Origin of the sequence: Paenibacillus gyeongsangnamensis (assembly GCF_027533625.1) — a bacterium.
Lineage (GTDB): Bacteria > Bacillota > Bacilli > Paenibacillales > NBRC-103111 > Paenibacillus_G > Paenibacillus_G gyeongsangnamensis.
On record NZ_JAQAGZ010000003.1, the window covers coordinates 310,470 to 336,199 of the forward strand.

The following is a 25,730-nucleotide window of genomic DNA, read 5'->3' on the forward strand; positions in this document are numbered from 1 at the left end:
GTAGTCATAGAGAAGGGGGTTCTTCCGTGACGGATGGGATTATCGGACTAGGCGGAAGTTTGCTTATTGCAGGCGCGGCCTATTGGAAAAGGTCGCTCTCGGCATCGGGCTTCGCCGCGGCCGTTGTACTGGGAACACTGATGTATGTGCTAGGAAGCCTGGCCTGGTTCGGCACGCTGATCGCCTTCTTCATTACCTCATCGGCGCTTTCCAAATGGAAGAGGGGCAGGAAGGAGGCCGCGGAGAGCGGCTACGCCAAATCGGGCCGGCGCGATGCCGGTCAGGTGCTCGCGAACGGAGGGCTCGGTCTGCTGCTGTGCATCGGTAATGCGCTAGCGCCGCATCCGCTCTGGTGGGCGGCCTATATCGGCGTCATGGCGACGGTAACGGCCGATACCTGGGCTACCGAAGTCGGGGGCCTGAGCCCGGCCGCCCCGCGCTCCATTGTTACGGGACAAAGGGTTGAACCGGGGACGTCGGGCGGCGTGACGGTGCTGGGGCTTGCCGCTACGGCGGCCGGCGGGTTGTTCATTGGAATGGTGATCTGGGGATTGTCCGCTTTATCGGCTGAATTCCGGCCGGCCGGAATGAGCTTCACTGTCCTCGTCCTGCTGGGACTGGCAGGGGGAGTCGCCGGATCGCTGGCGGATTCTTGGCTCGGCGCGGTATGCCAGGTGATGTACCGCTGCCCTGTCTGCGGCAAAGAAATCGAAAAAAACCGCCACTGCGGGGCAGCGGCGGTTCGGAATCGGGGGGTTGCCTGGATGACCAACGATGCGGTCAATCTGATCAGCTCGGCTGCCGGAGGAGCGGTCAGTCTGCTCCTCGCGCTGGCCTTTGCTTAATCATCCTTGCGCTTATAGGCTTTGTTCGTAACATAAATGGTCGCCCATGAGATAGCCAATGCAACGATGACGGCAAGCACGATAATTGTAGTAACCATACAAGATGCCTCCAAGTTTTTCTATCTTGAAGCCATTGTAGCCGATGTCAAAGCAAAAGCCAAGCCCCTGCAGCAGTTGTTCGGGGCTCAAGCTTCGGATTACGGCTTATTCGGCTTCCAAGGCGGAAGCTGCACCGAACCGGTTTCCTTCAGCGTAGCCAAGTCGTTCGCTTTCACTTCGCTCATGGAGGCGGAATAAAGCGTATCGCCGATGTAGAGCAGCCGGTTGATATTGCGTTCGCTGCCGTACCATGCGCGGCCGGCTTTCTGTACATCGTCGGCCGTTAAGTGTGTCACCGTTCCGCGAAGCCGGAAGCCTTGCGTCAGATCGAGCGAGTACACATAGGCCCCCTGGAATACAAAATTGCCATAGGCTGCGGCGGCTTCCGGACCGGAAGCGGCTTTATTTTTTACCTCGGCAACCGAGATAGGGAACGCAAGCACATTCTTCTCCTTCGAGAAGAGGAGGGCCTTCGGGTTGTGCAGCAGCTCGGAGTCGGTGCCGCGGTCGCCGATCGTTTGCTTGAACATCTCTACCGGATGCTCCACATCCGTGACGTCGAAGAGGGCGAGCTTCATGCCTTGATGATAGGCGACCGTCCGATCGGCTCCGCCCGATCCGTTCTTGGCGGGCACCTCTACGGCATCCTTCCCGAAACCGATCAGGTGGTTCTCATCATAAGGGTGCAAATAGTCGCTGTATCCCGGAATTTTGAGCTGTCCCAATATTTTCGGCGCTGCCGGATCCTTCAGATCCAGCACGAACAGCGGATCCGTCTGTTTGAAAGTCACCATATAAGCGCGCGAGCCCATGAAGCGGACGGAGTAAATCCGCTCGCCTGGCGCAATATCCTCGATTTTGCCGACGGTGGCCATGGACTCGTTCAATACGTATACATTGTTCTTGGACGTGTATTCGTCGTTGCGCCAGGTGTCGCCCTTGGTCGTGGCGATGCGGAAATACCCGTCCTGTTCGTCCATGGCGTATTGGTTTAGTGCGGTTCCCGGCACTTTGCCGCGGCCTTTATAACTGACCGTTCCATCCTCCATGCCGAATTTGTAGATGACGCTGCTCATTTCTCTGGGAACTGGACGTACGGGCTTCGCGGCAGGCGCGGCTGCGTCTCCCCCCGGAGCGGCGGTTTCCGTCTTCGGCGCCGCCGGCTCCAGTTCATTCGCAGTCACGTAAAGATTTTGTACGGAGGCGTACACTTGATTGCCCGATCCGAGGTAGCTGGTCACCTGCATCTTCTTCTCCGGCTGATCGAGCGGCAGTGCGCCGATCAGCAAATACTGCGGTACAACGGATTTCGGGAAGTAGCGGATATCCTCGTAGCCGATCTGAATGAAGCCGTCCCCGGCAGCCGAATCGCGATAGGCAGGCAGGTCGTCTGCCGTTTGCTTCACTTCCGGCGAGGCGTTGCCGCGCAGCAGAGGGAAACGGTTCATGTTCTTGTTCGTCACCACATAGAGCGAGGAATCCACCTTACGGGAAGAGACATAATTGCCCTCGAGCTCCGTATCGCGGATCAGCTTCAGATGGCTGCGGTCCGTAAGATCATAGACGAGGGTCTTGGTCGAGCTCCGGACCGGTCCGTGCCAAATGGCGATGGAGCGGGCCTGAAGCTCGGCCTGCGGTATGGCTTGCACAGCCGCGGAGCTGCCGGCCGCAGCGTCCGGCGTTCCCGCCGGCCCTGAATTCAGCGGGACCGGCTTCGGAAGGGAACCGGGCTCGGTAGCATATGTGCCGCCTATCACGATCAAATGCTTGTCGTCCACGTAGATTTCGCGGGGATTGAAGTTTTTGTCCTCGAAATAGACGGTGCCGATCACGCTCATTTGCTCTGCGGGCTGCGCCTTGATTACGAGGACCCGGTTCCGGTTGACCTGGTAGATGTAGCTGCCGTCGGTCTTGATGACGTCGGCTTCATCGACGCCCTGCACCTGTACGTTCGTGGCGGAGTGGTCGGCATTGATCCCGGAGGCTTGCGGCACAGCTGTGGAGGCCGGCGCGGTAGCAGCGGACATGGACATGGACTTGGCCGCCCCGGCTGCACCAGCTGCCCCGGCTGCAGGAGCGGCTTCCTTCACGGCGTCCGCCATGAGCATTACGCGCATGTCTCCGCCGTACCCGGCGTTCATCTCCGCCGAGTCCTTCAGCAAGGACTCGAGATGTTCCCGGGAGCCGACGGTCGGCAGGCTCTTGTCGGCATCGGCGATGGATACGGTCTGATTCAGGCCGTCCCAGTAGACGTTGAAATCGAACGCCTCCGAGAAGAAACGAAGCGGCACAAGCACTCGTCCTTCGGTCTTCAGCGGAGCCTCGTCCAGGCGGACGGACTGCCCGTTCTTGTCCGCATCCTTGCTGCCTACGGCGAGATGCAGCGTACGGTCCCCCTTGGTTGCCGTAACCGATTGCTCCCCTTCATTCCATTCAACCTCGGCCCCGAGCGCCTCTGAAAGCTCGCGGAACGGCACCATCAGGGTGCTGCCGATAAGCTGAGGCGAGACGGACAGACGGATCGGGCTCCCGTTCAATTGAACGGCTATCCCGGACGACGAATCCGCTTGCGTGATCAGAGCGGGCGAGACGGCGACAATAAGCGTCAGCGCCAGAACCCCGGTAAGAAGCGTCCTTTTGTTCACTTGAATTCCCCCCTTGGGTAAAGTTTACCAAACCTTCTTTCATTCCTTCAGACGCTCGGAGCGGCGGATATGTTTCGCCTGAAGAAAAAAAGCGGCAACGCGTGGTAAAACCACGAATTACCGCTCTTTTCCGTACGATGAATCATACAATTCAACCCGGTTTCGCCCCAATTGCTTGGCCCGGTAAAGGGCCTGGTCCGCCCGGATCAGCAGCTCTCGGGGAAGTATATCCCTGGAAGGCACCATCGTTGCGGCTCCCATGCTTAAGGTGACGTAAGGGGACACGTCCGAATACCCATGAGGAATAAGGAGGGACTCCACCTCCGAACGCAGCTGCTCGGCTACCACGGACGAGCCGTACGCTTCGGTCATCGGCAGTACGATCACGAATTCCTCTCCTCCGTAGCGCGCGACGAAATCCCCTGGACGTTTGACCGCCCGATTGATCGCGGCGGATACGCGCTGAAGGCAAATGTCGCCTTCGGTATGCCCGTACGTATCGTTGTACCGCTTGAAAAAGTCGATGTCCAGAAGGATGACGGAGAGCGGGGACTGGAGCTTGCTGCAGTGCTTCCACTCCTTGGCATACTTCTCTTCGAACGCCCGCCGGTTGGACACGCCGGTCAGTGCGTCGATCGAAGAAATGCGCTGAAGCAGCTCATTCGTCTGAAGCAATTGCTGCTCCGCTGCCTTGCGGGCGGTAATATCGCGAGAGATGCAAAGTGTTTCCTGTACGCTGTTCTTCCGCCTGGACAGCGGACGGAAGGCGGTTTCAAACCAAATGACCGTATCGTCCCGCCGTCTTACCCGGTAGCTGTGCAGATGCTGCCCGTCTGCCATTCGTACGGCTTCATACTGCTGCAGCAGTCCGTCCCGATCGTCCTCGTGCACGAGCTCGGAGGCGAACCTTCCGAGCAGTTCCTCGGGCTTATACCCGAGCAGCGTCAGACAAGCCGGCGACACATAGGTGTACCTTCCGCTTGAGTCGATTTTGGAAATCATATCGTTGCTTTCATCTGCGATGAGCCGGTACAAGTCTTGCTTATGATTAAGAAACTCATTCTTGATTTTGCGGTAGTCCTGCATATCGGTCATGTCCTGCACTTGAGCGAATATGAGCCCGGGATGGGGAAGAGGAAGGCCTACCCAGGACAGCCGGACCTCGAGCCAAGCCGGTTCACCGCTGGGCTTCACATACCGGAATTCAACCGGGGCCGCCGGTTTCCGCTCCCGAACGACTTTCTTGAATACAGAATAAACCGTGCTCCAGTCATCGTGGGGCACCCATTTGGTGATGAATTCGCCGGCAAGGGAGCTTTCCGCGCAGCCGAGCCATTTGCACAGCACGGGATTCGCTTTGACAAGAGCGCCTTCTGCAGTCAACAAAGCCATCCCGGTATCGGAATAGTGAAATACATGTTTGAACAATTCGTTCTCAGCGTCAATGGTCGATAGGTTGATCATTCGCATCGGCTTCCTTCCCGAACCCATGTCAAACATCTAGGTGAATATACCTATTTATTCTATAGGTTGAAAGGTGGATGTACAACGAAATTATCAATTATAAAAACAATTTTAGATTTCATTCGCTCTCCGCTCGGTTGGTTCGGCGGGGGAGGAGGAAGGCGAAGCTTGCACTTGATGCTCCGCTTGGGCTTCACCCTGCCGCTCGCCAAGCGCTTTCTCCAGCTGCTTCAGTTTGCGGGTCAATTGGAATTGCCTAAACATGCCGAATAACCCGACGCTAAGTCCTCCGAGCAGCGTGGAGCCCAGAATGACGAGGATGAGCGGAATTTGCGTTTCCGTAAACAAGAAGTTCACCCGTACCGGCTCGACGTTGATTACGGCGAATACCGCAGTCATCAAAGCGAATACGAGCGAGAAAATAAAGATCCATTGTGCTCTCAAGGATCAGACGCCTCCCGACCGTTCTAGTTACCCGATTAGTCCAAAAGGCCGAGGAGGGAGCTATCGCCCCGCACCTCAGCCTTCCGGCATAGCTTGCTTATTTGGCCAGTGCTTCCATTTGCTCCAGCAAGCCTTTGAATACGCTCATCGCCTGCTTGATCGGCTCCGGCGTCGACATATCCACGCCTGCCTTCTGCAGGATGTTGATGGAATAGTCGCTGCCGCCGCTCTTCAGGAAGCCCAGGTAGCGTTCCACAGCCGGCTGGCCTTCCTCGAGAATTTGCTTCGAGAAGCTCGTCGCCGCGGAAAAACCGGTAGCATATTTATATACGTAGAAGCTGTTGTAGAAATGAGGGATGCGGGCCCACTCCATCTCGATATCCTTGTCGACGGCCATATCGTTGCCGTAATACTGCTTGTTTAAGTCGTAATATACTTCGCTCAGCAGCTGAGGCGTCAACGATTCGCCCGCTTCGGCCTTCTCGTGGATGATTTTCTCGAATTCGGCGAACATCGTCTGGCGGAACACCGTCGTGCGGAACTGATCCATGTAGTAGGTGAGCAGGTACATTTTTTCCTTCGGATCGGTCGATTTCTTCAGCATGTAGTCCATCAGCAACGCTTCGTTCAGGGTTGAGGCGACCTCCGCCAGGAAGATCGTATACTGCGCGTAGCGGTACGGCTGGTTCGCATCCGACAGGTAAGAATGGAGCGCGTGACCCATCTCGTGCGTCAGCGTAAACATGCTGTTCAGGTTGTCCTTATGGTTGAGCAGCACGTAAGGATGCGTGCCGTAAGCGCCCCAGCTGTACGCGCCGTTGCGTTTGCCTTCGTTCTCGTAAATGTCGATCCAGCTGCCGTCAAAGCCCGCCTCCAGCACTTTGAGGTAATCCGGCCCCAGAGGCTTCAGGCTCTCGAGCACGGTTTTCTGCGCTTCCTCGTAGGTGATGTCCATTTTATATTCCTCGACGAGCGGCGCGAACAGATCGTACATGTGAAGCTCATCCAGCTTCATCAGCTTCTTGCGAAGCGCCATGTAGCGGTGCATCAGCGGAAGCGCCTCGTGTACGGCGTCGATCAGGTTCGTGTACACTTCCTTCTTGATGTTGTCGCCGAACAGGGACATCTCCAGAGCGGAAGGATACTTGCGGACCTTCGCATAAAATAAATTTTTGTTCACGTTGGCGGCCAGCGTCGCGGCGATTGTATTCTTTTGCTTCGCATACGTCTCGTAGACGGCTTCGAAGGCGCGCTTCCGGACGTCCCGGTCGCGGCTCTCGAGGAATTGAATGTATCGTCCGTGAGTAAGCTCGACTTCTTCGCCTTTCTCGTTCTTGATCTTCGGAAACTTCAAGTCCGCGTTGTTAAGCATGCCGAAGATGGTGCTTGGCGCCTGCGACAGGTTGCCTACCTGCGCCATCAGCGCTTCCTCGGATCGGCTCAGCACATGCTGCTTCTCGCGGATCATCTCTTCCAGCGTACGCTTGTAAAAGGCGAGCGCCGGATCGTTCACCAGCTTGTGCAGCTGCTCGTCCGTAAGGCTGAGGATTTCAGGGGAGATGAACGACATCGCCTCGCTCGTATCGACGCTCAGCTTTTTCGATTTATCGGATAAGGCCTGGTATGTAGGGTCCGCCATGTCCTCGTGGTTCTTCATGTTGGCGTATACGTAGAGCCGTTCGGTATGTAAGGAGATTTGGTCTTCGAGCTCGAAGCACTCTTTGATCGCCTTGGCGTCCTTCAGCTTGCCCTCGAACCGGCCGATCTCGGCCAGCTGCTTCTTGACGGTTTGATACTCTTGTTCCCAAGCCTGCTGATTGGCAAACAGGTCTTCCAGCTTCCAACGGTGCTCGGCCGGAACGTCGCTTCGTTTCAATACTTGGTTCATGGGAGCCCTCCTAGTGGGTTGGGATGGTTTCCTCATACCGTCCGCCTGCACGGACGATGAGGTTACGGCGCCGGTCAGCAGCACACCGGTCAATAAAACGGGAATCAAACGCATTTGCGCTCACGCTCCATGCCTGGAATCTATTGGTCAGAAAAGCAATACATAGTATGACCGGAGCGCAGCTTAAATATTAGTATATGAAATTCATGGAAATAAGTCTATCGCGGGGCGCTACTTCGGATTGGCCAAAAAGCTGTAGACGATCAGCCCGAAGGAGAACGAGATCATGACCAGCGCCAGGATGGCCAGCGGCCTCTTCACCCCTGGGGGCAGCGAGTCGCGTTTCATAATCAGGATAAGGGAAAGCGAGAACGACAGAATGATGAATGTAACGATGGAAGCGGCATTGCTCAACAGTGGATCACCTCCCGAGCTACCATTTCGCCAAGGCGGGGGCAAAATCCTGTAACCGGCAGGAGCTTCGCTCAAAAAAAAGACTCCGCGTCCGCTCAGCGGGCGTCCGCGAAGTCCGTCTCCTTGTTGAAATGCTCTCAGCCTTCGAGCTTGACGAGCACGAACCGGCCTTTCTCGTCCTTGCTGACCCGGAAGCTGTCGTCCGGCTGAATGTTCGCTTCCTGCATCAGCTCCTTCGGGATGGTAAGCTGTCCGCGGTCGTTGACCGAGACGAGAAAGCCGAACGCCTTCTTCCACAAGCCCGCCGCGAGCACGCCGGCCACCACCGCGAGGATGAGCGCCCATTTGGCCGCTCCGTGGGCTGCAAACCACGATTTGACGAGCAAATCGCCGGTCAGCATTTTGCCCGCCGTGTAGGCGAGTACGCCGGCCCCGAGGTAGATGATCCGCGGGAACCGTTCAACCCAGCGGATGAATACGGTGCTGCCCCAGACCACAATCGGCACGCTGATGAGCAGTCCGGCAAGGACGAGCCCGAAGCTGCCGTGTGAAGCCCCGGCTACCGCCATCACGTTGTCGAAGCCCATGACGGCATCCGCGACGATGATGGTTTGAATCGCAGGCAACAGCTTGCTCTGGGCCTTGATGTCATGCTCTTTCTTGTCCGTGAGCAGCTTGTAGGCGATCCAAATGAGCACGATCCCGCCGACGATCAGCAGCGCAGGAATCTTCAGCAGCCATACGACCAGCAGGGTAGCGACGGCACGAATCGCGACGGCCCCAGCCGTTCCCCAAAGAATCGCTTTCTTCTGATGCTCCTTGGCGAGATTGCGGGCCGCGAGTCCGATGACGATCGCATTGTCTCCTGCCAGTACCAAATCGATGATGATGATGCTGAGCAGGGCGGTGAAAAATTCCGGTGAAAACCATTCCATGTCCGTCACTCCTTTTCCGGGATTGTTTACTTACACAAAAACGACCTCTACCGCTCGGGTAAAGGTCGTTTGAGAAGCAAAAAAGACCTTTACCGTAATAGGCAAAGGTCTTGCTAACAACGATTTCCGTTGCCAATAAAGCCGGGGTCTGATCGAAGCACCCGAACTGACGACTTTACTGTGACAGCTACTCCCCTTTGGAGGACATCCTTATGTAATTGTCCTGATTATAACGAAAGGACAAGCGGATTGTCAAGATTTATCCGCCCGGCTTATACTTGGCGGAAGGCCTCGAGCATCGCTTCGTACTCGTCCTCGCTGCCGTCGAACGTTTCCTTCTTGAAGCGTTCGCTAACCCAGTGCATCATCTCGGGACGGCTCAGGAACGTGTGGCATTCTTCTCCCCATTGATCGGATATTTCGCGCAGGATCAGCTGCTTGCCGTTCACCTCGACGGTGAGCATATTCCATTTGTCCTTCTTATAAATCGTATGTTTTTTGATCATGGCGGCTTGCCCCGTTTCATTCGTTGGTCTATGCGCGACATCATACCGCAACCCGGGATGAAAATCAAGCTCGGCAGGAGATTGTCGGTCGTGTAAAGACAGGATGCCGGATCTGACCTGCTTGCCAAATCATTCCACTCGTGCTACAATTTCGTAAACGTTTCAGCATTTGCCGGAGGGCGGGTGGAGGCGTTAAGGAAAGATCAAGAGCTTAGACGAGATGAGGAGAGATGAGTACAATGAGCGGAACATTGCCATGTTATGAACAAATCGGTGTAGCAATGACTTGCCGTTCGTACGCGGAGTACGAGCGGATGTTTGCGTTTGACCGGATTCCCTTGTCGGGAGGTCCGGTTCTGGACGTGGCGGCAGGAGCTTCTTCTTTCACGGCGGAGGCCGGACGTCGGGGCATTCCCGTTTACGCGGCGGACCCGATGTATGGGCTATCCCCTGAAGAGATCGGCGCTCATGGCACCCGTGAGATTGCGGTGTCCACCGAAAAGCTGGGCAAGATACGCCATGTATACGACTGGAGCTTCTATGGAAGCCCGGAGGAGCATCGGGAGCGGCGTGAAAAGTCGCTTCAGGCGTTCGTTGAAGATTTCCGCAGCCATGCGAAGCAAGGAAGATACGTGCCGGCCCGGCTGCCGGAGCTGCCTTTTGACGAAGGGACGTTTGGCGACGTGCTGATTTCACATTTCCTGTTTTTATATCACGAGCAGTTCGATTACGACTTTCATCTTCGCAGCGTGCTGGAGCTGACGAGGGTTTGCAGACCCGGGGGACAGGTTCGGATTTATCCGTTGTTTACGTTTCGCTGGGAGCGGTATCCGATGCTGGAGAGGCTTCTGGAGGACTTGTCCCGGCAGGGGATCGAAGCGCGGCTAGAGGCGTCCGAGCTGCCGTTTATTCCCGGCTCGACAGAGTTTTTATGCCTCCGAAAATAGGCTATGTATAAAATGCGTTCTGTTGATTTATCCTTATAGTGGTGATATAATTGTAACATTCGCCCAAGATGGCGATACATCTAGGAGGTTGTTTTCATTGAAAGGTACAGTTAAATGGTTTAACGCAGAAAAAGGCTACGGATTCCTTCAAGTAGAAGGCGGCGACGACGTATTCGTTCACTTCTCCGCAATTCAAGGCGATGGCTTCAAAACTTTGGAAGAAGGTCAAGCGGTTGAATTTGACATCGTTCAAGGTAACCGTGGACCACAAGCAGCTAACGTCATTAAGTTATAAGTTTAAACTAACTACGATGCCCGGCCATCGGGTTTACATCGATAAAGGGTTTTCTTATACATTAGTGTCCTAGCAGGCAGGGCGGTTTTTGGAGCGTTTATCGTTCCGGGAGCCGTCTTTTTACGTTTAGGCATGTATTCGTCGGCGGAGGATAGACGTATCTGGATGATGTGCAGGACGTGTACTCGAACTTCGAGATGGACGAAGATTAGGCTTGCGAATCTAACGAAAGAGGGATGCCCCCGAGGCGCGTGCGCCGGAGAGCATCCTTCTATTCTTTTTTGCGTCGGAAACGGATTAGTCGACGATCGTCAGGATGTCGTCGATTTCCTTGCGGGCAAGACGCGCCGGACGTTCCGCCGGGTGGCCCAAGGCGATCACCATGTTGATCTGGCAATCCGGACAAATATTCAAATATTCGCGCAGCCGGTCCTGCGCCAGCAGCACCGGTCCCGTCATCGGGCAGGTGGCCAGTCCGCGGGCGTGAGCGGCCAGCATCAGGTTTTGCGAAGCGAGGCAGGAGCTCTTGATGCCTTCCTCGGCCCAGACGGCGTCGTCCACCAGCTCCACCGGATCGAAGATACGTTCGCGGAACTTAGAGTTGTAAGGCGTGGCGAGACAGACGATCAGCACCGGCGCGTCGGAGAAGGCCGTCGCATAAGGTCCGAACGATTTGGTCAGGAGCCGGGCTTCCTTGGACAGCCCGCGCTGCTCCGCTTCGGCGGCCCGGCGGTGCAGCTGCTCCCAGGTGATGGCTTCGATGTCCTTGATCTTATCCCGGTTCATGACCGCGATAAATTCCCACGTCTGCGAGTTCGTATCGCTCGGCGCATAACGCGCGCAGTCGATAATTTCGCGGATATCTTCCACGGATACCGGCTGCTCGGTATATTTGCGAATGCTGCGCCGGTCCAGCAGGATCGTCTTGAATTCGTCGTAGGCGAGGGTCAATGGCTGAGTCATGTATTTCATCCTCCAGAGCTTTTCGTTAGTTTTCATGGTTTGGTTTAGTACTTGGTACTAAAAATCATTCCTTCATTATAACGGGCTTTCGGAGGAATAACAACCTATTGAAGGATGGCGGTCTCTCAGGAACGGCCTTCCAGTTCGCCGCCGATCTCCGACTTCAGCCGCGTGTGGAGCACCAGGAAGCCGAAGGCGGAGACGAAAGCGAGTGCAGAGCCTACGCGGTAGACGGCATGGGGGCCCCAGCGGTTAAAGATCCAGCCGCCGAGCAGGCCGCTGAGCAGGCCCGCGAGACCCGACCACGTTACGGCGAACACCGCTTGCCCCGTTGCGCGGAACTGGTCCGGCACAACTCTCTGAATGTACCGGATGGCGGTGAACAAGAAAATGCCGAACGAGACCGAATGCAAGAGCTGAATGGCTACGCCCCACATCGGGTTCTGTACAAGGCTCATGAGAAAAAACCTCAGCGTATAGACAAGGCAGCATATGGCGAGAAGCGGCAGCTCCTTGAACCGATGGCCGTATTTGCTGAGCAGGAAAAAGACCGGGATCTCGCTTACCGCCGATACCATCTAGGACAGGGCGACGAGCGAAGGGTCAGCTCCCAGCCGCTGCTTGAACAACGCGAGGAAGCCGTCGTTCATCCGGTGCGCGATCGACGTCGTAAGCAGGATGAACAGAAAGGCAAGGAACGACCGCGAACCGATAATCGGCAGGAGTCCGGAGAAATCCGGCTTCTTGTAATTCGCTTCCCTGGCATCCGTCAAGATGAGTGAGAGCGCCAGCGACAGGGCGATCGTAAGGATGCCGAGCAGGGGAGTAAGCCCTGTTCCGTACCCCCTCATCAGCTGACCGAAGATGAGCGCCGCTACCGCGAAGCCGATGGAGCCCCAAACCCGATAAGTGGCGTAGCTCTTGCCGCTGCGGGAAGCCGTCAGCAGGGTCAGACTGTCGTTAAGCGATGTGGTAGGGGACTGGAAGAAGAAGAAGATGGCCATCAGCACCATGAGGAGACCGAACGATTCGGTACGGAAGACGAGCAGCGCCATCGCCAGCTGACAGGCCAGGATGAGGATTAGAATCTTCTTCACAGTGCGGAAGCGGTCGCTCATGTACCCCCAGAATAAATTGGAGATGATGCTGATCATCGGACCGACGGAATACAATAACCCGATCTGGATCGTTGAATATCCGCGCCAGCCGAAGTATAAAGGGAAATAGGACGTAATGACGGCTACCGTCATAAAGAAAGAAAAGGTAAAGCCCCGCAGAATCGTTTCCTGCGAGGCCCTGGTCGCCGGGCTGTTCATAAAGACTCACTCGATTCGTTAGATTTTCTTGAATTGCGGAATGGGGAGAAGGTCGACAGGCGGCCCTCCGCATTGGCGGTCTGACGCAGCGTGTACAGGACGACGGCCAATTCCGCGCCCATTCCAAGCGACTGGGCCAAGGCGCCGATCATGGCGTTCCAGCCGGGAGCAAGCATAATGCAAACCGACAAGGTGACAAGCGTTACGGAAACGTTGCCGGCTTGCGACCAGACCATCACCTTCGTCTGTCCCCTCAGCATGAGCAGTCCGTTGCCGAAATCAAGCCAAGGGAAAATGAAATTCATCAGCATGAATACTCTAAGCGTAAGCAAGCTCGCATGGAGCAGGCGGTCATTCACGCCCATCACGTGCTGCATGAAGAAGGGGCCGGCCGGCGTGTAGGCTAGCACGGCGATCAGCAAGCTCGGAACGAGCGACATCATCATCGTGAACCGGACGACCCTCTGCGCATCTTTCCGGTAGAAGTTGAGCACGATCTGGTGAATATAAGAGAAGAAGCTCTGGACCAGCTGCGCCAAGCTTGCCGCGATGGCGAAGGAAGCGATCGAGAGGGAAATGTCCGCCGTTTTTCCGAGAAAGGCATTGATTGAAGGGCCGGCAATGACGGCGATAACGGAAGAATAGAGCAAGGGCTTGTAAAACGAAAAGATTTGTCCCGGCCGCTCGATCGGATGGTCCGGCTTTTTCTCCGGCATCGTCTTCCTTACCAGGCCCCCGCCCTCCCATAAGCTTACCGCCGCTTCGATGATCATGCCGCTTAAGAAGATGATCGCACCGACCGCCCCGCTCGTTACCCCCGTACGGATAAAATAAACGGACAGCGCATACATTCCGATCAGCCGGATAAGCATCCCGATCGTAAGCCATTTGGTGCGCATATTGAAGATGATGATTCCATGGTATACGCACCGGATCCCCGAGAAGATACTTACGAACATCAGCACACGGTATACTTGAACCATCGGCGCAACCATCTCCGGCGACGCCCCGAACAAATGGGTAAAGACCCAGCTCCCTAGAGGCGTGTAGCTGATGAGCCCGCCCAGCACAAAGATCGCTCCCAGCACATACATACTGACGAGCGACATGGCGCGGAAGGAAACCCGGTCTCTGACCAGGGCCGAGCAGGTTTGCCTTAGCAGCACGGCCGGTCTCTCGGTAATGCCCAGTATGCTCATGGGCAGGGCGTAGCTGGCAATGATGAACTCCGGATGGGCCGAACGGGCCAAGGTGCTGTTAATGATGACATGGGAAATGGTAACTAAGGCCGCCGAGATGCCCAGCGGGATGAAGAAGCTCAGCAGCTGTCTATAGGTGATCCGGACTTGTTCTATATTCGTCATGATGGTTTCCCCCGCTTTGCATGTCACACATTATACCATGGAATCCGCACGGCGGATGAAAAAAACATTTTTTTCACTGGAACCCGTTGTTCGTTCGTGATACATTAGTATAGATAATCTTCGTTCGCCTTTTAATTTGGTTTAGAAAGGTGGAGTCCGTATGAATTACGCTTTCGAGCTGGACGATCGGCTGGGCATACCGCTGCCGCGGCTGTCCAAAGACTTCGACGAATTTACGGAGCATGAACAATCCGAGATGCTGCTGTGTTGGGAAGAGATCCGGGGAACGATACCGGATCGGATCAAGCAGTTGGAGCGGATCATTATAGCCAAACAAGAGCAGCTCAACGTGGAGGACAATTTCGTCAGATCGTGCCTCCTGAACAGCGAAATCGCGGAGCTGGCCGGAACGATCAACGAACTGCATTTGTGGTTCCGCGTCAATCAGGACATCACTCCCGGACCGGCCCATCATTAAGGCCGTGGAGCCGGGAAGTAAGAACGCTGCGCCGATCAAGGCTAACCATTGTTACCTACAGGAGGTCGTATCGTTTTGAGTTGGACGGAAAGCTTGGGCAGACTGGCATCGCAGCTGACGACCCATAAACCTTCGCTGTATCCTACGGAAGAGCTGGATGATTTGGTCGATATCCGTATCGGCAAGCTCCCCGTCGGCGGATTTACCGGAGAGCAGCTTCCGTATGCGCATGCCGTCAAGGCCGGTCTGCATTTGTTTAACGAAAGCCTGGACGCCTCGCACGAGCTGTCCCAGATGATCGAGAACGCCACCGGCAGCTATTGGCACGGGATCATGCACCGGATGGAGGGGGATTACTCCAACGCCAAATATTGGTTCCACCGGGTGAGCCGGCATCCGGTCTATGAGGAGCTGGCTCGGGAGGCGGCCGCCTTCGTGGAAGAGTCCACTCACGCAAACGTGGGGAACAGTGTGCTGAGGCGGACGTTCGAGAAGATTGCAGACGGAGGAGCGTGGGACGCGTTCGCCTTCGTCGATGCCGTGGAGCAGCAGGTGACGGTAGCCAGAGATGAAACGGCGGAACAGCTGCTGCTGCATATCCAGTGGCTGGAGATGCGGCTGCTGCTGAAATACGCTTACGCCCGAAGCGGCGGTGGAGGCCTGCTCGTTGAACCGCGGTAGAAGCAGCGCGAACGTCCCGCGCCATCCGTTGACATTGATGCTTCGAGTTTACCGATATGTGCTGCCCGGCGTCCGGGAGCAGCTTCGCAACTGGCGAACGAAAGCCGAAGCGATACCGGACCCCGAGCTTCGGGTTCAAGCCATCGCCAGCATGACCTCCAAGGAATTCCACTGCATAGGCGGCTCCGTCTATGCCGTGGCTAATTTGCCGATGCGTCATGTGCTGATTCCGCTCATCGTAGCTTTTCAAACGATCAGCGATTACCTGGATAACCTGTGCGACCGAAGCACCTCGCTCGATCCCGAGGATTTCCGCCGTCTTCATCAATCGATGCTGGATGCGGTGGATCCGGGGGAGCCGCTGCACGATTATTACGAATTTCGGGTAGAGAAGGATGACGGCGGATACTTGAACGAGCTCGTCAAGACGTGCCAGGCAAGCCTGCGCATGCTGCCTTCTTATTCTGCTGTAGCGGACGCTGTACGGGAGCTAACCGGACTCTACTGCGATCTTCAGGTGTATAAGCACATCCGGAAGGATCTGCGGGAGAAGGCCTTGTTGGATTGGTGGGACAAGCATCGCGACCCGTTCCCGCAGATCGGCTGGAATGAGTTCGCCGCCGCCACGGGCTCCACGCTCGGCATCTTCATGCTGTTCCTGTCCGCATCCGACCCGTCGCTAGATGGGGAGACAGTGAAGGCGATTCGGGAAGCATACTTTCCCTATCTATGCGGTCTGCATATCCTGCTCGATTATTTGATCGACCAGGAGGAAGACATCGCAGGGGGCGACCTGAACTTCTGCAGCTATTATGCCGACCTCGATGAGACGGTTGCCCGCATCGCGTTCGTGGTGAAGGAAGCGCGGACCCGTTCGGAGCAGCTGGCCCATCCGGAGTTTCACCGTATGATCATCGAAGGACTGCTGGCGCTGTACTTATCCGATCCGAAGGTAAGCAAGCAGCGGCAGGTCAAGCAAATCTCCAGACAGCTGATGAAGGACAGCCCGCTGATGCGCATGTTCTTTTTCATTAACAGCGTCTGGATCCGGAAAACGTCGTAACCCTTCTTTTCATATATATAAACAGAGTGCTGCTACCATAGGAGGAAACCATCATGTCAGTAAAAAAGATTGCTGTCTTAACAAGTGGAGGCGATTCGCAAGGAATGAACGCCGCGGTACGCGCCGTCGTACGAAGCGGTTTGTTCCATGGGCTGGAGGTTTTTGCGGTTCAGCGAGGCTATGCGGGATTGATCAATGACGACATCCGGGAGATGGATCTGCGGAGCGTCGGCGATATCATCCAGCGCGGCGGAACGATTCTGCAAACGGCCCGCTGCAAGGAATTTATGACGCCGGAAGGCCAACAGCTCGGCGCCGACAATTTGCGCAAGCGGGGAATCGACGGATTGGTCGTGATCGGCGGAGACGGGTCGTATCAAGGCGCAAACAAGCTCAGCAAGCTCGGGATCAAAACGATGGGATTGCCGGGAACGATCGACAACGACATTCCGTTCACCGATCTGACGATCGGGTTCGATACGGCGGTCAGCATCGTCGTGGACGCCATCAACAAGCTGCGCGATACGATGAGCTCGCATGAGCGCTCCTCGGTCGTTGAGGTTATGGGCCGTCACTGCGGAGATATCGCGCTGTACGCGGGACTTGCGAGCGGCGCCGAAACGATTCTCGTGCCTGAAGTGCCTTACGATCTCGATGAGATCGCCCAGCGGATGAGCGACAACTTCGCGCAGGGCAAGCGCCACAGTATCATCATCGTAGCGGAAGGCGTCGGCAAGGGCGAGGATATCGCGCAGGAGATTACCCGCCGCAACGGCATTGAGCCGCGTGTCACGGTACTGGGCCATATCCAGCGCGGCGGTACGCCGACGCATAACGACCGGATTCTGGCCGGGCAGCTCGGGGACTTTGCGGTACGGAAGCTGATCGAGGGCGAATCCGGCAAGTCCTGCGGCATTATCAAGGGCGAGCTGGTGTTGACCGATATCGACAAGGTTGTCAACACGAAGAAGGAATTCAATCTTGAGCTGTATGAGCTGGCTAAACGTCTGTCCCAGTAAAGGCGCGGCGATGATGGCCTGAATGACAAACTCCGTCTCCCTTGCCGGTATCCGGCGAAGAAGGCGGAGTTTGTTTGCGTATATCGAGCGAGGTCCGGTTGGCGCTTAATCGGTCGGCTGCGCTTTCTCCAGCGCCTGCATGATTTCATCGGTCGGGCGATTGCCCTTCTCGGCATACACGATCCGGCCGTTCGTGCCGATGACGTATACGACGCGCTGTTGTCCGAACAGTCCAAGGATTTTGCCTACTTCATACTGCTTGCGAATGGCTTCATCCGAGTCCGTGACAATCGGGAAATCATACTTGTTCTTCGCGGCGAACCGCCGGTGCTCCTCGAGCGTACCGGGATTGATTCCTAGCACGATGGCCCCATGCGCTTCATAATGCTTCCTTGAATCCCGGACGGCACACAGCTGTTTCGTGCAAACCGGCGTCTCGTCCTTCGGGTAGAAGATGAGCACAACGGGTCGTTTGCCAAGCTCGTTCGAAAGATCAATCGGGCCCATCGTGCTTTCGGCACGAAAGGCGGGGGCGGTCGTTCCTGGGGCGAGCATCCTTATCCCTCCTTGAATACATATCCGGCGCTGCACAATATCTTCATTATAGTCAAGTCAAGCCTGCACAGGCAAGGCGTCAGACGTCTTGCTTCTTCCGGAGGTTTCCGGTACGATGGGAGACAGCGCGGACAAGCCGCAAGTTAATCGTCCGGTGAATAAGCAGAGGAGCGGGCAAGCCTTTGACTTCAAATTCTACCCGTTCAAGGGGCTATCCAGTTCAGGAGTCCGGGGACAACTTTGTTCGGAAGATGAACCACTTGCGCAGCTGCCTTTTATTCACCGGACTTCCAAGGGAGGACGGGGTTTATGTACATCTATAAAATGGAAGTCGAGCTGAAGGACCAGGAGGTCCATCTGATCGTGATAGCCGAGAACGACGAGCAGGCCTTCGATTTTTTGGAGGAGCAGCTTGTCAAGCATTTCGTGAACAACCCGGAGGTGATCTCCGCTTCCATCATCGAGAAAAAACGGGCTGTGAAGGGCGCAGGATACGTTATTGAAGGATAATGGAGGCGGAGGTCATTTTGCATCTTGACCTTTACATACTTTTCATACTAAAATGTATGTAAAATCATACCAGAGGAGACTTGGCCTATGAACATCGCGGTGATTGCGGGAAGCAACCGAAAAAACGCCACCAGCACGCAGCTGTGCCGTTATATTGTGAAGCAATTGGAAGAGAAGGGCTGTCAGACGAAGCTGTTCGATTTGTACGCAAAGCCTCTGCCCTTCTACTGCCCTGACGAAGAGCAGGCGGACGAGAACGTAAGAGCACTGCTGCGCACGCTCGCCGAAGCGGACGGCATCATCCTTGCTACATCCGAGTATCACGGGAGCATTACCGGCGTATTGAAGAATGCGCTCGACTTTGCCGGCTTCGATCAATTCGACGGCAAGATCGTGCTCTCGGTAAGCTCCGCCGGAGGCGCCGTCGGCGTCAGCTCGCTGCAGCATCTGCAGACCATTGTCCGCAACGTGCACGGGATCAATTGCCCGGAGTGGATTTCCATCGGCGGCGCCCAGCGCGAATTTACGCCGGAGGGCGAACCGAAGGACGGGAAGACGAAGGAGCGGGTGCTCCGGACGCTGAACTATTTTACGAGCATGATCGCAGCCTTCCGCGGTAACGCATCCTAACAGGGAGGAGACGCCGGTCATGGCATCCGTACTAAAGAACGACTGGGAGGGGCAGCTCAAGGACGAATTTTTGAAGCCTTATTACTTGCAGCTCCGCCAGTTTCTGAAGCAGGAATATGCGCACGAAACGATTTATCCGCAGATGCATGATATATTCAATGCGCTGCATTATACGTCTTTCGCAGATACGAAGGTCGTTATCCTGGGACAGGACCTTATCACGGTCCCAGCCAGGCGCACGGGCTCAGTTTCTCGGTCAAGCCGGGGGTTCCCGCGCCGCCTTCGCTCCAGAACATGTTCAAGGAGCTGCATAACGATATGGGCTGCAGATTACCGGACAACGGCTGTCTGGCGCCTTGGGCCGAGCAGGGGGTGCTGCTGCTGAACACCGTGCTGACCGTAAGGGCGGGGCAAGCTCATTCGCACAAAGGCAAGGGCTGGGAAACGTTCACGGACCGCGTTATCGCCTTGCTCAATGAGCGGGAGCAGCCGGTAGTGTTCATTCTATGGGGCAGTCACGCCCAGCAGAAGGCGCAGCTGATTACCGGCAAGCACCATGGCATCATTCGATCCGTTCATCCGAGTCCGCTGTCGGCTCACCGCGGTTTCTTCGGCAGCAAGCCCTTTTCGAAAGCGAATGAACTGCTCGTGCGGCACGGCTTGGAGCCGATCGATTGGCAGCTTCCGAATTCGGGAAGGCTGGCCGTAACCGGCAGCGCCTTGGCTTGAAGCCCTACGGCACGAAGAAGAGCCCGAACTCCTGTATTCAGGGGTTCGGGCTTCTTTGGTTGATAAGAATTTATAAGTTTTTCGCGGGCTTATAGCTTCGCATCAACCTTGATAAACGCGCTGGTCTTTGTAAGAAAAGGACGGCGTAGCCGTTTATCTTGGTGTCCAAACGCGTTAATAATTGACATTGGGCGTGTAGGTGTTCACCGCATTCCACAGCAGAAATTCGTCTACTCCGTTATCCTTGAGGGCGCGTATCTGCTCCTCGATTTCCTGCTTGCTGTATTTGATATGCCCGGGTACCCAGGAGGCCGTAAAGTCCTGAATCCAAGGCCGGACGACCGGCTTCAGCTGCCCGAGCGGATCGAGCTTCTTATGTGTATCCTTGCTGGCCCCGTCGATCGTCACGTAAGGCTCCGCATCCGGCACTTTGGCGCCGAACCAGCCGGTCGAGTAGTGGCTCGGATAAATCATGGGAGAGATGACGTCAACGTTCTGCGATATTTTCTGAAAATCCTGCCCGATCCCTTCGGCGGCCGGGACGGAGGCGGCATAGCCGAAGATATCCACGGAGACGCGAACGCCCAGCGGGGACAGCTGCTCGTGCGCATACTTGACGAACTCGGCGACGGCGTCGATGCGTGTCCGGTCGTCCTTGTCGTAAATTAGCTTGTCGGCGCGGGTCTCGAACCCTTCGGGGAAGCGCACGTAGTCGAATTGAATTTCCTTGAAGCCGGCCTTCGCCGCTTCCTTGGCGACCGCGACGTTATAATCCCACACTTCCTTCTTGTACGGGTTGACAAAGCTGTCCGGAGGATTCTTGCTGTTGCCCCACAGCGTCCCGTCCGGGTTCTTGTAGGAGAGCTCGGGATGCTTTTTGGCCAGCACTGTATCTTTAAACACGACGATTCGGGCGATCGGATATATCTTATGTTCTTGAAGCGTGGTCATCAGCTTGCCGATGTCCGGGATGATCTTCTGGGTCGTATCCATGGCCGTAAGCTCCGGGTTGCCGGTATCGTATGTAATATAGCCCCAATCGTCTTTAATATCGATGACCATGGAGTTCAGTTCCGTTTCGTCCATAAGCTTCAGCAGGGAGTTCAGCCGGGAGCCTCCGGCACTGTGAGCGGTCACGTATACCCCCTTCACCTTGGGTGCGTCTTTCTGCGGGTCGATCTTGCTGGCCGGCTTCAGCCGGTCTTCCGGATTTGTGCTAGGCGCTTGCTGCACTACGGCGTTCTTGGAATCGAGAGAGGCCTGTACGAGCTGCTCGAACGTCATGTCGGGATGGTCTGCGCCTGCGCCGCCCCAGGCCATCAGGAATGCGGCTAAGAGGTATTCCATTTGGGTTTGTCTCTCCTTGAGGTATGATATCTATCATTATAAGGGAAGAGTCGGGCGTCCGATAGAGAAGATTGTAGCATTTTGCCGAACGAACGAAAGGCATGACGAACGATATGATAATAAATTCATTGATTTAAGCGGATGCGGCTAGTATAGTATTCTAGGAATGTTTCAACAATAGAATGTGAGGATTGCCTTCCAATGCCTACGAACGGGAACCGACAAGTCTGGACGCTTCGCGGACTCAATCTATTTTATTACGCCACAACGGGAATTTTGAATCCTTTTTTGCCGATTTACTTTGCCGGCAAGGGGTATTCGTCATCCCAGATCGGGCTGCTTATGATGATCGGTCCGTTCGTGACCATCTTCGCCCAGCCGCTGTGGGGCTATCTGAGCGACCGCTATCATACGCTCAAGCTCATCATCTTCGGTTTGTGGATGATGACGCTGCTGTCAAGCATCGGCATTTTCCTCACCTCGGGATTTCCGCTTGCTTTTCTCTTCATGCTGCTGCTTTATTTCTTCATGCTGTCTTCCATACCGCTGCTCGATACGATTTCGCTCAAGGCCGCGCAGCAGGCTGGGGTCGGCTACGGCTCGCTTCGGATGTTCGGATCGATGGGTTTCACGCTGCTCGCGATGCTGTCGGGGACGCTGCTGACGGCGCTCGGCGGGATGAACAATATCCCTTATCTGTACTGGACGGCCTGGGTGCCGCCGCTGCTGCTGCTGATCTTCCTGAAGGACGTGAAAGGCTCGGGGCCCCGTGTCACCCTCGGCGCATTCGGAAGCATGTTCCGCAACAAGCCGTTCATGTGGTTTCTCTTCCTTGTTTTTCTGCTGATCGTGCCGCATAGGATGAACGATACTTTATTTGTGCTGTATTTAAAGGATGCCGGGGGCACCGATACGATGGTCGGTCTCGCCTGGGCATTCGCAGCGGCAAGCGAAATTCCGACCTTTGCGCTGTTCGGCCGCTACATGCACCGTTTCCATGAGATATCGCTGCTGGGGATTGTGGCGCTACTTTATACGATTCGCTGGTTATTGTACGGCTGGATTACCGATCCCGTCGTGTTGATGCTGCTGCAAGCGATGCATATCATAACGTTTGCCGTGTTCTGGATCGTATCGGTGCAGGTTGTCGTCAGACTCGTGCCGGACTCGCTTCAGTCGACGGGCCAGTCGATGCTGTCGATGGTGTTCCTGGGGCTGGCCGGAATTACGGGCGGATTTGCCGGAGGCTGGATCAAGGATCATTGGGGCGGGCCGGCCATGTATCATTTGGGCGCCGCCATGACGTTTATCGCCGCTCTGCTGCTTCTGGGGACCCATGCCTATAACCGCAAAAAAAACCATCCGGCTTAACGCGCGGATGGTTTGTTGTTATTTGTGTGCGTTCGGCTGCGAAGCTTCGGTTGCATGCGTTGTCGTTTCCGCAGCGGAAGCCGTCAGCTCTTTCTTAGGCTCTTCCCGGCGATCGTCTGAATTGCTGTTGTTGCCTGTCGTCGCATCCTTGAATTCACGGAACATCTTGCCGAAGCCGCGGCCGAGTTCGGGCAGCTTGCTCGGTCCGAACAGCAGCAGAGCGACCAGAGCAATTAAGATAAAATGCATAGGGGTTAAAGCACCCATGTGTGGCACCTCCATTTCTCTCACGAGACTATCATACCATACTCTGTATGCACAGTATAACATGGATTTATTACGAAACGTTAACATTTTTGGAAGATAAGCTGCCAAACCAAAGCTTGGCGGTTGGCGGCCCCCAATATAGGAACCGGCTACCTTGCCCGGACGGTTCTTTGGCTCGGTGGTCCATACGCTGTATCACGAAAAACGCCTATCTTCAATGAAGATAGGCGTGTTTCTGATGTTCGGAAATGCTGTATTGGATTATTTCCATCGCATCTTCGGCTTCCAAGGCGTCGATGCCGTTACGGAGTACAATTTCGGATTCCAATTCGTTCTGCTTCAAGAAAGGATACAATTCCGGCGTTAATCTCATTACAATCTCAGACAACTTTACTGTTTCCACAACCATCACCCTTCCCGTCATCATCTAGTGTTGCGAGATCAAGAGCGAACGAGTCGTACAGGTAAAGCCGGTGTATCGAAATGAAATTACCATTTCATTATACCATAGATTTTAATTTTATGTATCGTATCGATTGCTTAAATGTTGCTAAATTCCCGTTATCTGCGGAACAGACCCATGACACCGACGGTTTCCGTGATGTTGACAAAAGCCTGTGGATCCCACTGTTTGATCAGCTGCTGAATCTCATTCAGCTCATATCGGGTCGTGACGGTCATCAGCATATGGTGGGGCTCTCCCGTATGGGCGCCCTGCGTTTCGATGACGGTGACCCCGCGCTGCAGCTTCTTCATCTTCTGAAGCAAAATTTGTTTCTTTTTCGTTACGATGAATACCGTCACCTTCAAATGACGGATATGGATCGTGTCCATCACTTTACCGGTGACGAAGATGGCGAGCATCGAATAAAGCGCCAAATCCCAGTTGTTCTTGTAATACCCGAGTGCCAATATAACCAGTCCGTTGAGAACGAACAGCAAGGTTCCGAGCGGAAAATCGCGCTTCCGCGTAAGGATCGACCCGATAATATCGAACCCTCCGGTGGAGCCTCCGGCCCGGAGCGATAGGCCGGTGCCGATGCCGATAAGTACGCCTCCGGTGACGGACGACATGATGAGGTCGCCGCTCACCGCTTTCACGGGAATGATCTCCATGAACCAGGTTGTCATGATAACGGATACGAGACTGAGCACGACGAATTTCCTGCCGACCGACAGCAGCCCCCAGACAAGCACGGGCAAATTGAAGACCAGAAAGAGAAGCGAGATGTTCCAGTTCGTGAAATAGCCGACCAGCATGGAAACCCCGGAGATACCGCCGCTGATCAGCTGGTGGGGGATAAGAAATAAATTGAAGCTGCCGGCAATCAGCAAGGAGCCGAGAACGACGATAAGGAAGGAACCGAATAAAGAACGAATGAAATACAATGAAAACACCTCCTTCTGATTTTAGTATGGTCTTGAAGCGAGTGGTTCGATTCAGACATGGGAAAGCTCCCCGTACTTAGCGTCAGGGAGCCGAAATTACTTCCGTTTGAACGAACCGGAGCGCGGAGTCGTGCTTGGCTTGGAGCTGCCGCCGCTTGTGGAAGGCGGCTTGTAAGTCGGCGTGGAGCCGTCGCCCCGCCGGATGCTTCCGCTGCTGTCCGAGGAAGGAGGCGTCGTCGAAGTGCCCGGCTTTGTGAAGCTTCCGCTCCGGTCCGAAGTGCTCGGAGCCTGCTGGGAGGGCGGTGCGGCCGTCGATCCTCCGGGGGTCTTGGGCGCCGTCTGGTATTTGCCGTAGTCATCGTAACGCGGGCTGGACGTATATCCCCGGTAATCGTAGCCGCCCCCTCTATGGCTGTTAAACCAGCCCCCGCCGAAGAGCGACTGCAGCAGGGAGGCGGTAATATAGCCTTGCAGGAACGAGGAGTCGTAATTTTCCTTCGCATACTGAATCGTATCGATCTCAACGAGCGTGCTGGACTCGTGATTCGGGTCCTTCTGCACGTTAATCACTTTATTATCATACACCAAAAACATCCGGTCGGTCGATTCCTTGCTCGTTTCTTTCGGTTTTTCCTGGGCTGCCAGTTCCTTGGCTACGGAAGGCACATCCTTGCCCTCGACCTGATAAACTTTAGCCATGCTCTTGCCTTGCCCGGTCACGTCGACCAAGGAATAATTTTGCTTAATATAATTGCCGGCATCGCCGCATCCTGCCAGGAGGGCCAATACCAGTACGATACATATCCATTTGAGCGGTTTGTTCATGGATCGTTTTTGTCACCTCCGGCTGAGAGTTGGGCTATCTTCCGGATGCCGCCGGGCTTACTTGCCCTTCATGAACTTGATTTGGCCGGCGGGTGTGCGGGTTCCCTCCATCGCCACATATTTGCCGTCCTGCCACTGAAGGAAGAAGTAACGGTTTTCGGTGCCGAAATAACGCCAGACGAGCACCTCGTCGTTCCCGCGGAAGTCGGTGTTGCCGTCCGCCCGGACCATGTCGCTGCGGTGATGCTCCAATTCGTAGTTCACTTCGCCGCCGACCTCGAGCCGCGTCGGCACGTCGTTCGGGTCGTCCAGCGAGCCTTCTACGAATTCGCATATGAACGCTTCATAGGTCCGTCCTTTTTCCACAAGAAGACATGATATCTGTTTTCCGTTTTGCAGATAATAAGCAAAGCGGTGCGGCGGGAATCCCCGGTCGAAGTAAACAAGCTTGCCGGAAACGACGTATTCCTCCAGGTCGACCTCGATGATGTCGCCGACCTGAGTCTCCTCATAAGGATTAATTTCCGCTTTCGGGGGCTCGGTATCCTGCTTGTTGCTTTTGATAATGGCTCCAACGCGTTTCCATATGGACATGGGCACAATCGCTCCTTCTTCTTCTGAAAAGTTCCGAATAACATATGGGGATTACACTTATTATATACGAAGTAAAAGATTTGTGGGTTTCAAAATTGAAGTTTTCTGGAATATGCTCTCAGCGTGTGGTATAATACTAAAGATATT

At 55.2% G+C, this 25,730-nt stretch carries 26 protein-coding genes and 2 pseudogenes; 11 read left to right on the top strand and 17 right to left on the bottom strand.

Translation table 11 applies throughout. The features are described 5' to 3' along the window. Positions 1 to 26: 26 nt before the first annotated feature. A complete protein-coding gene (locus O9H85_RS06350) occupies positions 27 to 845 on the top strand; it encodes a DUF92 domain-containing protein (RefSeq protein ID WP_269880440.1) in 819 nt (272 codons plus the stop codon). A 197-nt stretch (positions 846 to 1,042) separates the two neighbouring features. On the opposite strand, the gene O9H85_RS06355 is transcribed toward O9H85_RS06350, so the two are convergent. From O9H85_RS06355 to O9H85_RS06385, 7 genes are all read right to left on the bottom strand, one after another. After that, positions 1,043 to 3,589 carry a beta-propeller domain-containing protein gene (locus O9H85_RS06355; RefSeq protein WP_269880441.1) on the bottom strand — a complete coding sequence of 849 codons (2,547 nt, stop codon included), beginning with the start codon at positions 3,587 to 3,589 and terminating at the stop codon, positions 1,043 to 1,045. A 117-nt stretch (positions 3,590 to 3,706) separates the two neighbouring features. Beyond that, positions 3,707 to 5,053, bottom strand: coding sequence for a sensor domain-containing diguanylate cyclase (locus O9H85_RS06360; RefSeq protein ID WP_269880442.1), 1,347 nt, complete (start codon positions 5,051 to 5,053; stop codon positions 3,707 to 3,709). 111 nt (positions 5,054 to 5,164) lie between these two features. After that, positions 5,165 to 5,497 carry a LapA family protein gene (locus tag O9H85_RS06365; RefSeq protein WP_269880443.1) on the bottom strand — a complete coding sequence of 111 codons (333 nt, stop codon included), beginning with the start codon at positions 5,495 to 5,497 and terminating at the stop codon, positions 5,165 to 5,167. Between the two features lie 97 nt (positions 5,498 to 5,594). Beyond that, entirely contained in the window at positions 5,595 to 7,385 is a 1,791-nt protein-coding gene (gene pepF, locus O9H85_RS06370; protein ID WP_269880444.1) for an oligoendopeptidase F, read from the bottom strand. Between the two features lie 231 nt (positions 7,386 to 7,616). Further along, positions 7,617 to 7,799: a hypothetical protein gene (locus O9H85_RS06375; protein WP_269880445.1), complete on the bottom strand. Its 183-nt coding sequence runs from the start codon at positions 7,797 to 7,799 to the stop codon at positions 7,617 to 7,619. Between the two features lie 137 nt (positions 7,800 to 7,936). Continuing rightward, positions 7,937 to 8,734 carry a YjbE family putative metal transport protein gene (locus O9H85_RS06380; RefSeq protein WP_269880446.1) on the bottom strand — a complete coding sequence of 266 codons (798 nt, stop codon included), beginning with the start codon at positions 8,732 to 8,734 and terminating at the stop codon, positions 7,937 to 7,939. Between the two features lie 272 nt (positions 8,735 to 9,006). Beyond that, positions 9,007 to 9,240 (bottom strand): hypothetical protein, encoded by a 234-nt coding sequence (locus O9H85_RS06385; RefSeq protein WP_269880447.1) that lies wholly within the window; start codon positions 9,238 to 9,240, stop codon positions 9,007 to 9,009. A gap of 239 nt (positions 9,241 to 9,479) precedes the next feature. On the opposite strand from O9H85_RS06385, the gene O9H85_RS06390 reads away from it, so the two are divergent. Further along, the gene (locus tag O9H85_RS06390; RefSeq protein WP_269880448.1) at positions 9,480 to 10,187 is read left to right on the top strand and encodes a class I SAM-dependent methyltransferase; all 708 of its coding nucleotides are present in this window, start codon (positions 9,480 to 9,482) and stop codon (positions 10,185 to 10,187) included. Positions 10,188 to 10,284: 97 nt separating this feature from the next. Next, positions 10,285 to 10,482, top strand: a complete 198-nt coding sequence (locus tag O9H85_RS06395) for a cold shock domain-containing protein (RefSeq protein ID WP_269880449.1) — start codon at positions 10,285 to 10,287, stop codon at positions 10,480 to 10,482. Positions 10,483 to 10,779: 297 nt separating this feature from the next. Here the strand turns inward: O9H85_RS06395 and O9H85_RS06400 are convergent, their stop codons facing one another. From O9H85_RS06400 to O9H85_RS06410, 3 genes and pseudogenes are all read right to left on the bottom strand, one after another. Further along, entirely contained in the window at positions 10,780 to 11,445 is a 666-nt protein-coding gene (locus O9H85_RS06400) for a nitroreductase family protein (protein WP_269880450.1), read from the bottom strand. 125 nt (positions 11,446 to 11,570) lie between these two features. Further along, positions 11,571 to 12,761: pseudogene (locus O9H85_RS06405) on the bottom strand (MFS transporter). Beyond that, on the bottom strand, positions 12,758 to 14,125 hold the full coding sequence (locus O9H85_RS06410) for a polysaccharide biosynthesis protein (RefSeq protein WP_269880451.1): 1,368 nt from the start codon (positions 14,123 to 14,125) through the stop codon (positions 12,758 to 12,760). Before O9H85_RS06410 ends, O9H85_RS06405 begins: the two are co-directional and overlap by 4 nt. Before the next feature lie 160 nt (positions 14,126 to 14,285). On the opposite strand from O9H85_RS06410, the gene O9H85_RS06415 reads away from it, so the two are divergent. From O9H85_RS06415 to pfkA, 4 genes are all read left to right on the top strand, one after another. Then, positions 14,286 to 14,603: a hypothetical protein gene (locus O9H85_RS06415; protein WP_269880452.1), complete on the top strand. Its 318-nt coding sequence runs from the start codon at positions 14,286 to 14,288 to the stop codon at positions 14,601 to 14,603. 75 nt (positions 14,604 to 14,678) lie between these two features. Further along, entirely contained in the window at positions 14,679 to 15,284 is a 606-nt protein-coding gene (locus O9H85_RS06420; protein WP_269880454.1) for a hypothetical protein, read from the top strand. 37 nt (positions 15,285 to 15,321) lie between these two features. Next, entirely contained in the window at positions 15,322 to 16,347 is a 1,026-nt protein-coding gene (locus O9H85_RS06425; RefSeq protein ID WP_269880541.1) for a tetraprenyl-beta-curcumene synthase family protein, read from the top strand. Between the two features lie 53 nt (positions 16,348 to 16,400). Further along, positions 16,401 to 17,366, top strand: a complete 966-nt coding sequence (gene pfkA / locus O9H85_RS06430; RefSeq protein WP_269880455.1) for a 6-phosphofructokinase — start codon at positions 16,401 to 16,403, stop codon at positions 17,364 to 17,366. 105 nt (positions 17,367 to 17,471) lie between these two features. Here the strand turns inward: pfkA and O9H85_RS06435 are convergent, their stop codons facing one another. Continuing rightward, positions 17,472 to 17,921, bottom strand: coding sequence for a peroxiredoxin (locus O9H85_RS06435; protein ID WP_269880456.1), 450 nt, complete (start codon positions 17,919 to 17,921; stop codon positions 17,472 to 17,474). A 309-nt stretch (positions 17,922 to 18,230) separates the two neighbouring features. Here O9H85_RS06435 and O9H85_RS06440 point away from each other — a divergent pair, with 309 nt between their 5' ends. From O9H85_RS06440 to O9H85_RS06450, 3 genes and pseudogenes are all read left to right on the top strand, one after another. Next, the gene (locus O9H85_RS06440) at positions 18,231 to 18,431 is read left to right on the top strand and encodes a DUF3906 family protein (protein ID WP_269880457.1); all 201 of its coding nucleotides are present in this window, start codon (positions 18,231 to 18,233) and stop codon (positions 18,429 to 18,431) included. A gap of 87 nt (positions 18,432 to 18,518) precedes the next feature. Further along, positions 18,519 to 19,061, top strand: a complete 543-nt coding sequence (locus O9H85_RS06445) for an NADPH-dependent FMN reductase (protein WP_269880458.1) — start codon at positions 18,519 to 18,521, stop codon at positions 19,059 to 19,061. A 19-nt stretch (positions 19,062 to 19,080) separates the two neighbouring features. Next, a pseudogene (locus O9H85_RS06450) lies at positions 19,081 to 19,790 on the top strand (uracil-DNA glycosylase). Positions 19,791 to 19,964: 174 nt separating this feature from the next. Here O9H85_RS06450 and O9H85_RS06455 read toward each other — a convergent pair. Further along, positions 19,965 to 21,137: a putative glycoside hydrolase gene (locus O9H85_RS06455; protein WP_269880459.1), complete on the bottom strand. Its 1,173-nt coding sequence runs from the start codon at positions 21,135 to 21,137 to the stop codon at positions 19,965 to 19,967. A 201-nt stretch (positions 21,138 to 21,338) separates the two neighbouring features. Here O9H85_RS06455 and O9H85_RS06460 point away from each other — a divergent pair, with 201 nt between their 5' ends. Continuing rightward, on the top strand, positions 21,339 to 22,508 hold the full coding sequence (locus O9H85_RS06460; RefSeq protein WP_269880460.1) for an MFS transporter: 1,170 nt from the start codon (positions 21,339 to 21,341) through the stop codon (positions 22,506 to 22,508). Between the two features lie 18 nt (positions 22,509 to 22,526). Here the strand turns inward: O9H85_RS06460 and tatA are convergent, their stop codons facing one another. From tatA to O9H85_RS06485, 5 genes are all read right to left on the bottom strand, one after another. Then, positions 22,527 to 22,775, bottom strand: coding sequence for a twin-arginine translocase TatA/TatE family subunit (gene tatA / locus O9H85_RS06465; RefSeq protein WP_269880461.1), 249 nt, complete (start codon positions 22,773 to 22,775; stop codon positions 22,527 to 22,529). Positions 22,776 to 22,989: 214 nt separating this feature from the next. Continuing rightward, entirely contained in the window at positions 22,990 to 23,184 is a 195-nt protein-coding gene (locus tag O9H85_RS06470) for a hypothetical protein (RefSeq protein WP_269880542.1), read from the bottom strand. 152 nt (positions 23,185 to 23,336) lie between these two features. Then, positions 23,337 to 24,164 (bottom strand): YitT family protein, encoded by an 828-nt coding sequence (locus O9H85_RS06475; protein ID WP_269880462.1) that lies wholly within the window; start codon positions 24,162 to 24,164, stop codon positions 23,337 to 23,339. 96 nt (positions 24,165 to 24,260) lie between these two features. Next, positions 24,261 to 24,989: a DUF4247 domain-containing protein gene (locus tag O9H85_RS06480; protein ID WP_269880463.1), complete on the bottom strand. Its 729-nt coding sequence runs from the start codon at positions 24,987 to 24,989 to the stop codon at positions 24,261 to 24,263. 57 nt (positions 24,990 to 25,046) lie between these two features. Further along, positions 25,047 to 25,583, bottom strand: coding sequence for a DUF4178 domain-containing protein (locus O9H85_RS06485; protein WP_269880465.1), 537 nt, complete (start codon positions 25,581 to 25,583; stop codon positions 25,047 to 25,049). Between the last annotated feature and the right edge of the window lie 147 nt (positions 25,584 to 25,730).

Excerpts from the sequence above, each read along its gene's own strand:
- O9H85_RS06360 (WP_269880442.1), bottom strand. The coding sequence starts at position 5,053 with ATGATCAACCTATCGACCATTGACGCTGAGAACGAATTGTTCAAACAT.
- pepF (WP_269880444.1), bottom strand. The coding sequence starts at position 7,385 with ATGAACCAAGTATTGAAACGAAGCGACGTTCCGGCCGAGCACCGTTGG.
- O9H85_RS06380 (WP_269880446.1), bottom strand. The coding sequence starts at position 8,734 with ATGGAATGGTTTTCACCGGAATTTTTCACCGCCCTGCTCAGCATCATC.
- O9H85_RS06385 (WP_269880447.1), bottom strand. The coding sequence starts at position 9,240 with ATGATCAAAAAACATACGATTTATAAGAAGGACAAATGGAATATGCTC.
- O9H85_RS06390 (WP_269880448.1), top strand. The coding sequence starts at position 9,480 with ATGAGCGGAACATTGCCATGTTATGAACAAATCGGTGTAGCAATGACT.
- O9H85_RS06400 (WP_269880450.1), bottom strand. The coding sequence starts at position 11,445 with ATGACTCAGCCATTGACCCTCGCCTACGACGAATTCAAGACGATCCTG.
- O9H85_RS06410 (WP_269880451.1), bottom strand. The coding sequence starts at position 14,125 with ATGACGAATATAGAACAAGTCCGGATCACCTATAGACAGCTGCTGAGC.
- O9H85_RS06415 (WP_269880452.1), top strand. The coding sequence starts at position 14,286 with ATGAATTACGCTTTCGAGCTGGACGATCGGCTGGGCATACCGCTGCCG.
- O9H85_RS06425 (WP_269880541.1), top strand. The coding sequence starts at position 15,322 with ATGCTTCGAGTTTACCGATATGTGCTGCCCGGCGTCCGGGAGCAGCTT.
- pfkA (WP_269880455.1), top strand. The coding sequence starts at position 16,401 with ATGTCAGTAAAAAAGATTGCTGTCTTAACAAGTGGAGGCGATTCGCAA.
- O9H85_RS06435 (WP_269880456.1), bottom strand. The coding sequence starts at position 17,921 with ATGCTCGCCCCAGGAACGACCGCCCCCGCCTTTCGTGCCGAAAGCACG.
- O9H85_RS06440 (WP_269880457.1), top strand. The coding sequence starts at position 18,231 with ATGTACATCTATAAAATGGAAGTCGAGCTGAAGGACCAGGAGGTCCAT.
- O9H85_RS06445 (WP_269880458.1), top strand. The coding sequence starts at position 18,519 with ATGAACATCGCGGTGATTGCGGGAAGCAACCGAAAAAACGCCACCAGC.
- O9H85_RS06455 (WP_269880459.1), bottom strand. The coding sequence starts at position 21,137 with ATGGAATACCTCTTAGCCGCATTCCTGATGGCCTGGGGCGGCGCAGGC.
- O9H85_RS06460 (WP_269880460.1), top strand. The coding sequence starts at position 21,339 with ATGCCTACGAACGGGAACCGACAAGTCTGGACGCTTCGCGGACTCAAT.
- tatA (WP_269880461.1), bottom strand. The coding sequence starts at position 22,775 with ATGGGTGCTTTAACCCCTATGCATTTTATCTTAATTGCTCTGGTCGCT.
- O9H85_RS06470 (WP_269880542.1), bottom strand. The coding sequence starts at position 23,184 with ATGGTTGTGGAAACAGTAAAGTTGTCTGAGATTGTAATGAGATTAACG.
- O9H85_RS06480 (WP_269880463.1), bottom strand. The coding sequence starts at position 24,989 with ATGAACAAACCGCTCAAATGGATATGTATCGTACTGGTATTGGCCCTC.
- O9H85_RS06485 (WP_269880465.1), bottom strand. The coding sequence starts at position 25,583 with ATGTCCATATGGAAACGCGTTGGAGCCATTATCAAAAGCAACAAGCAG.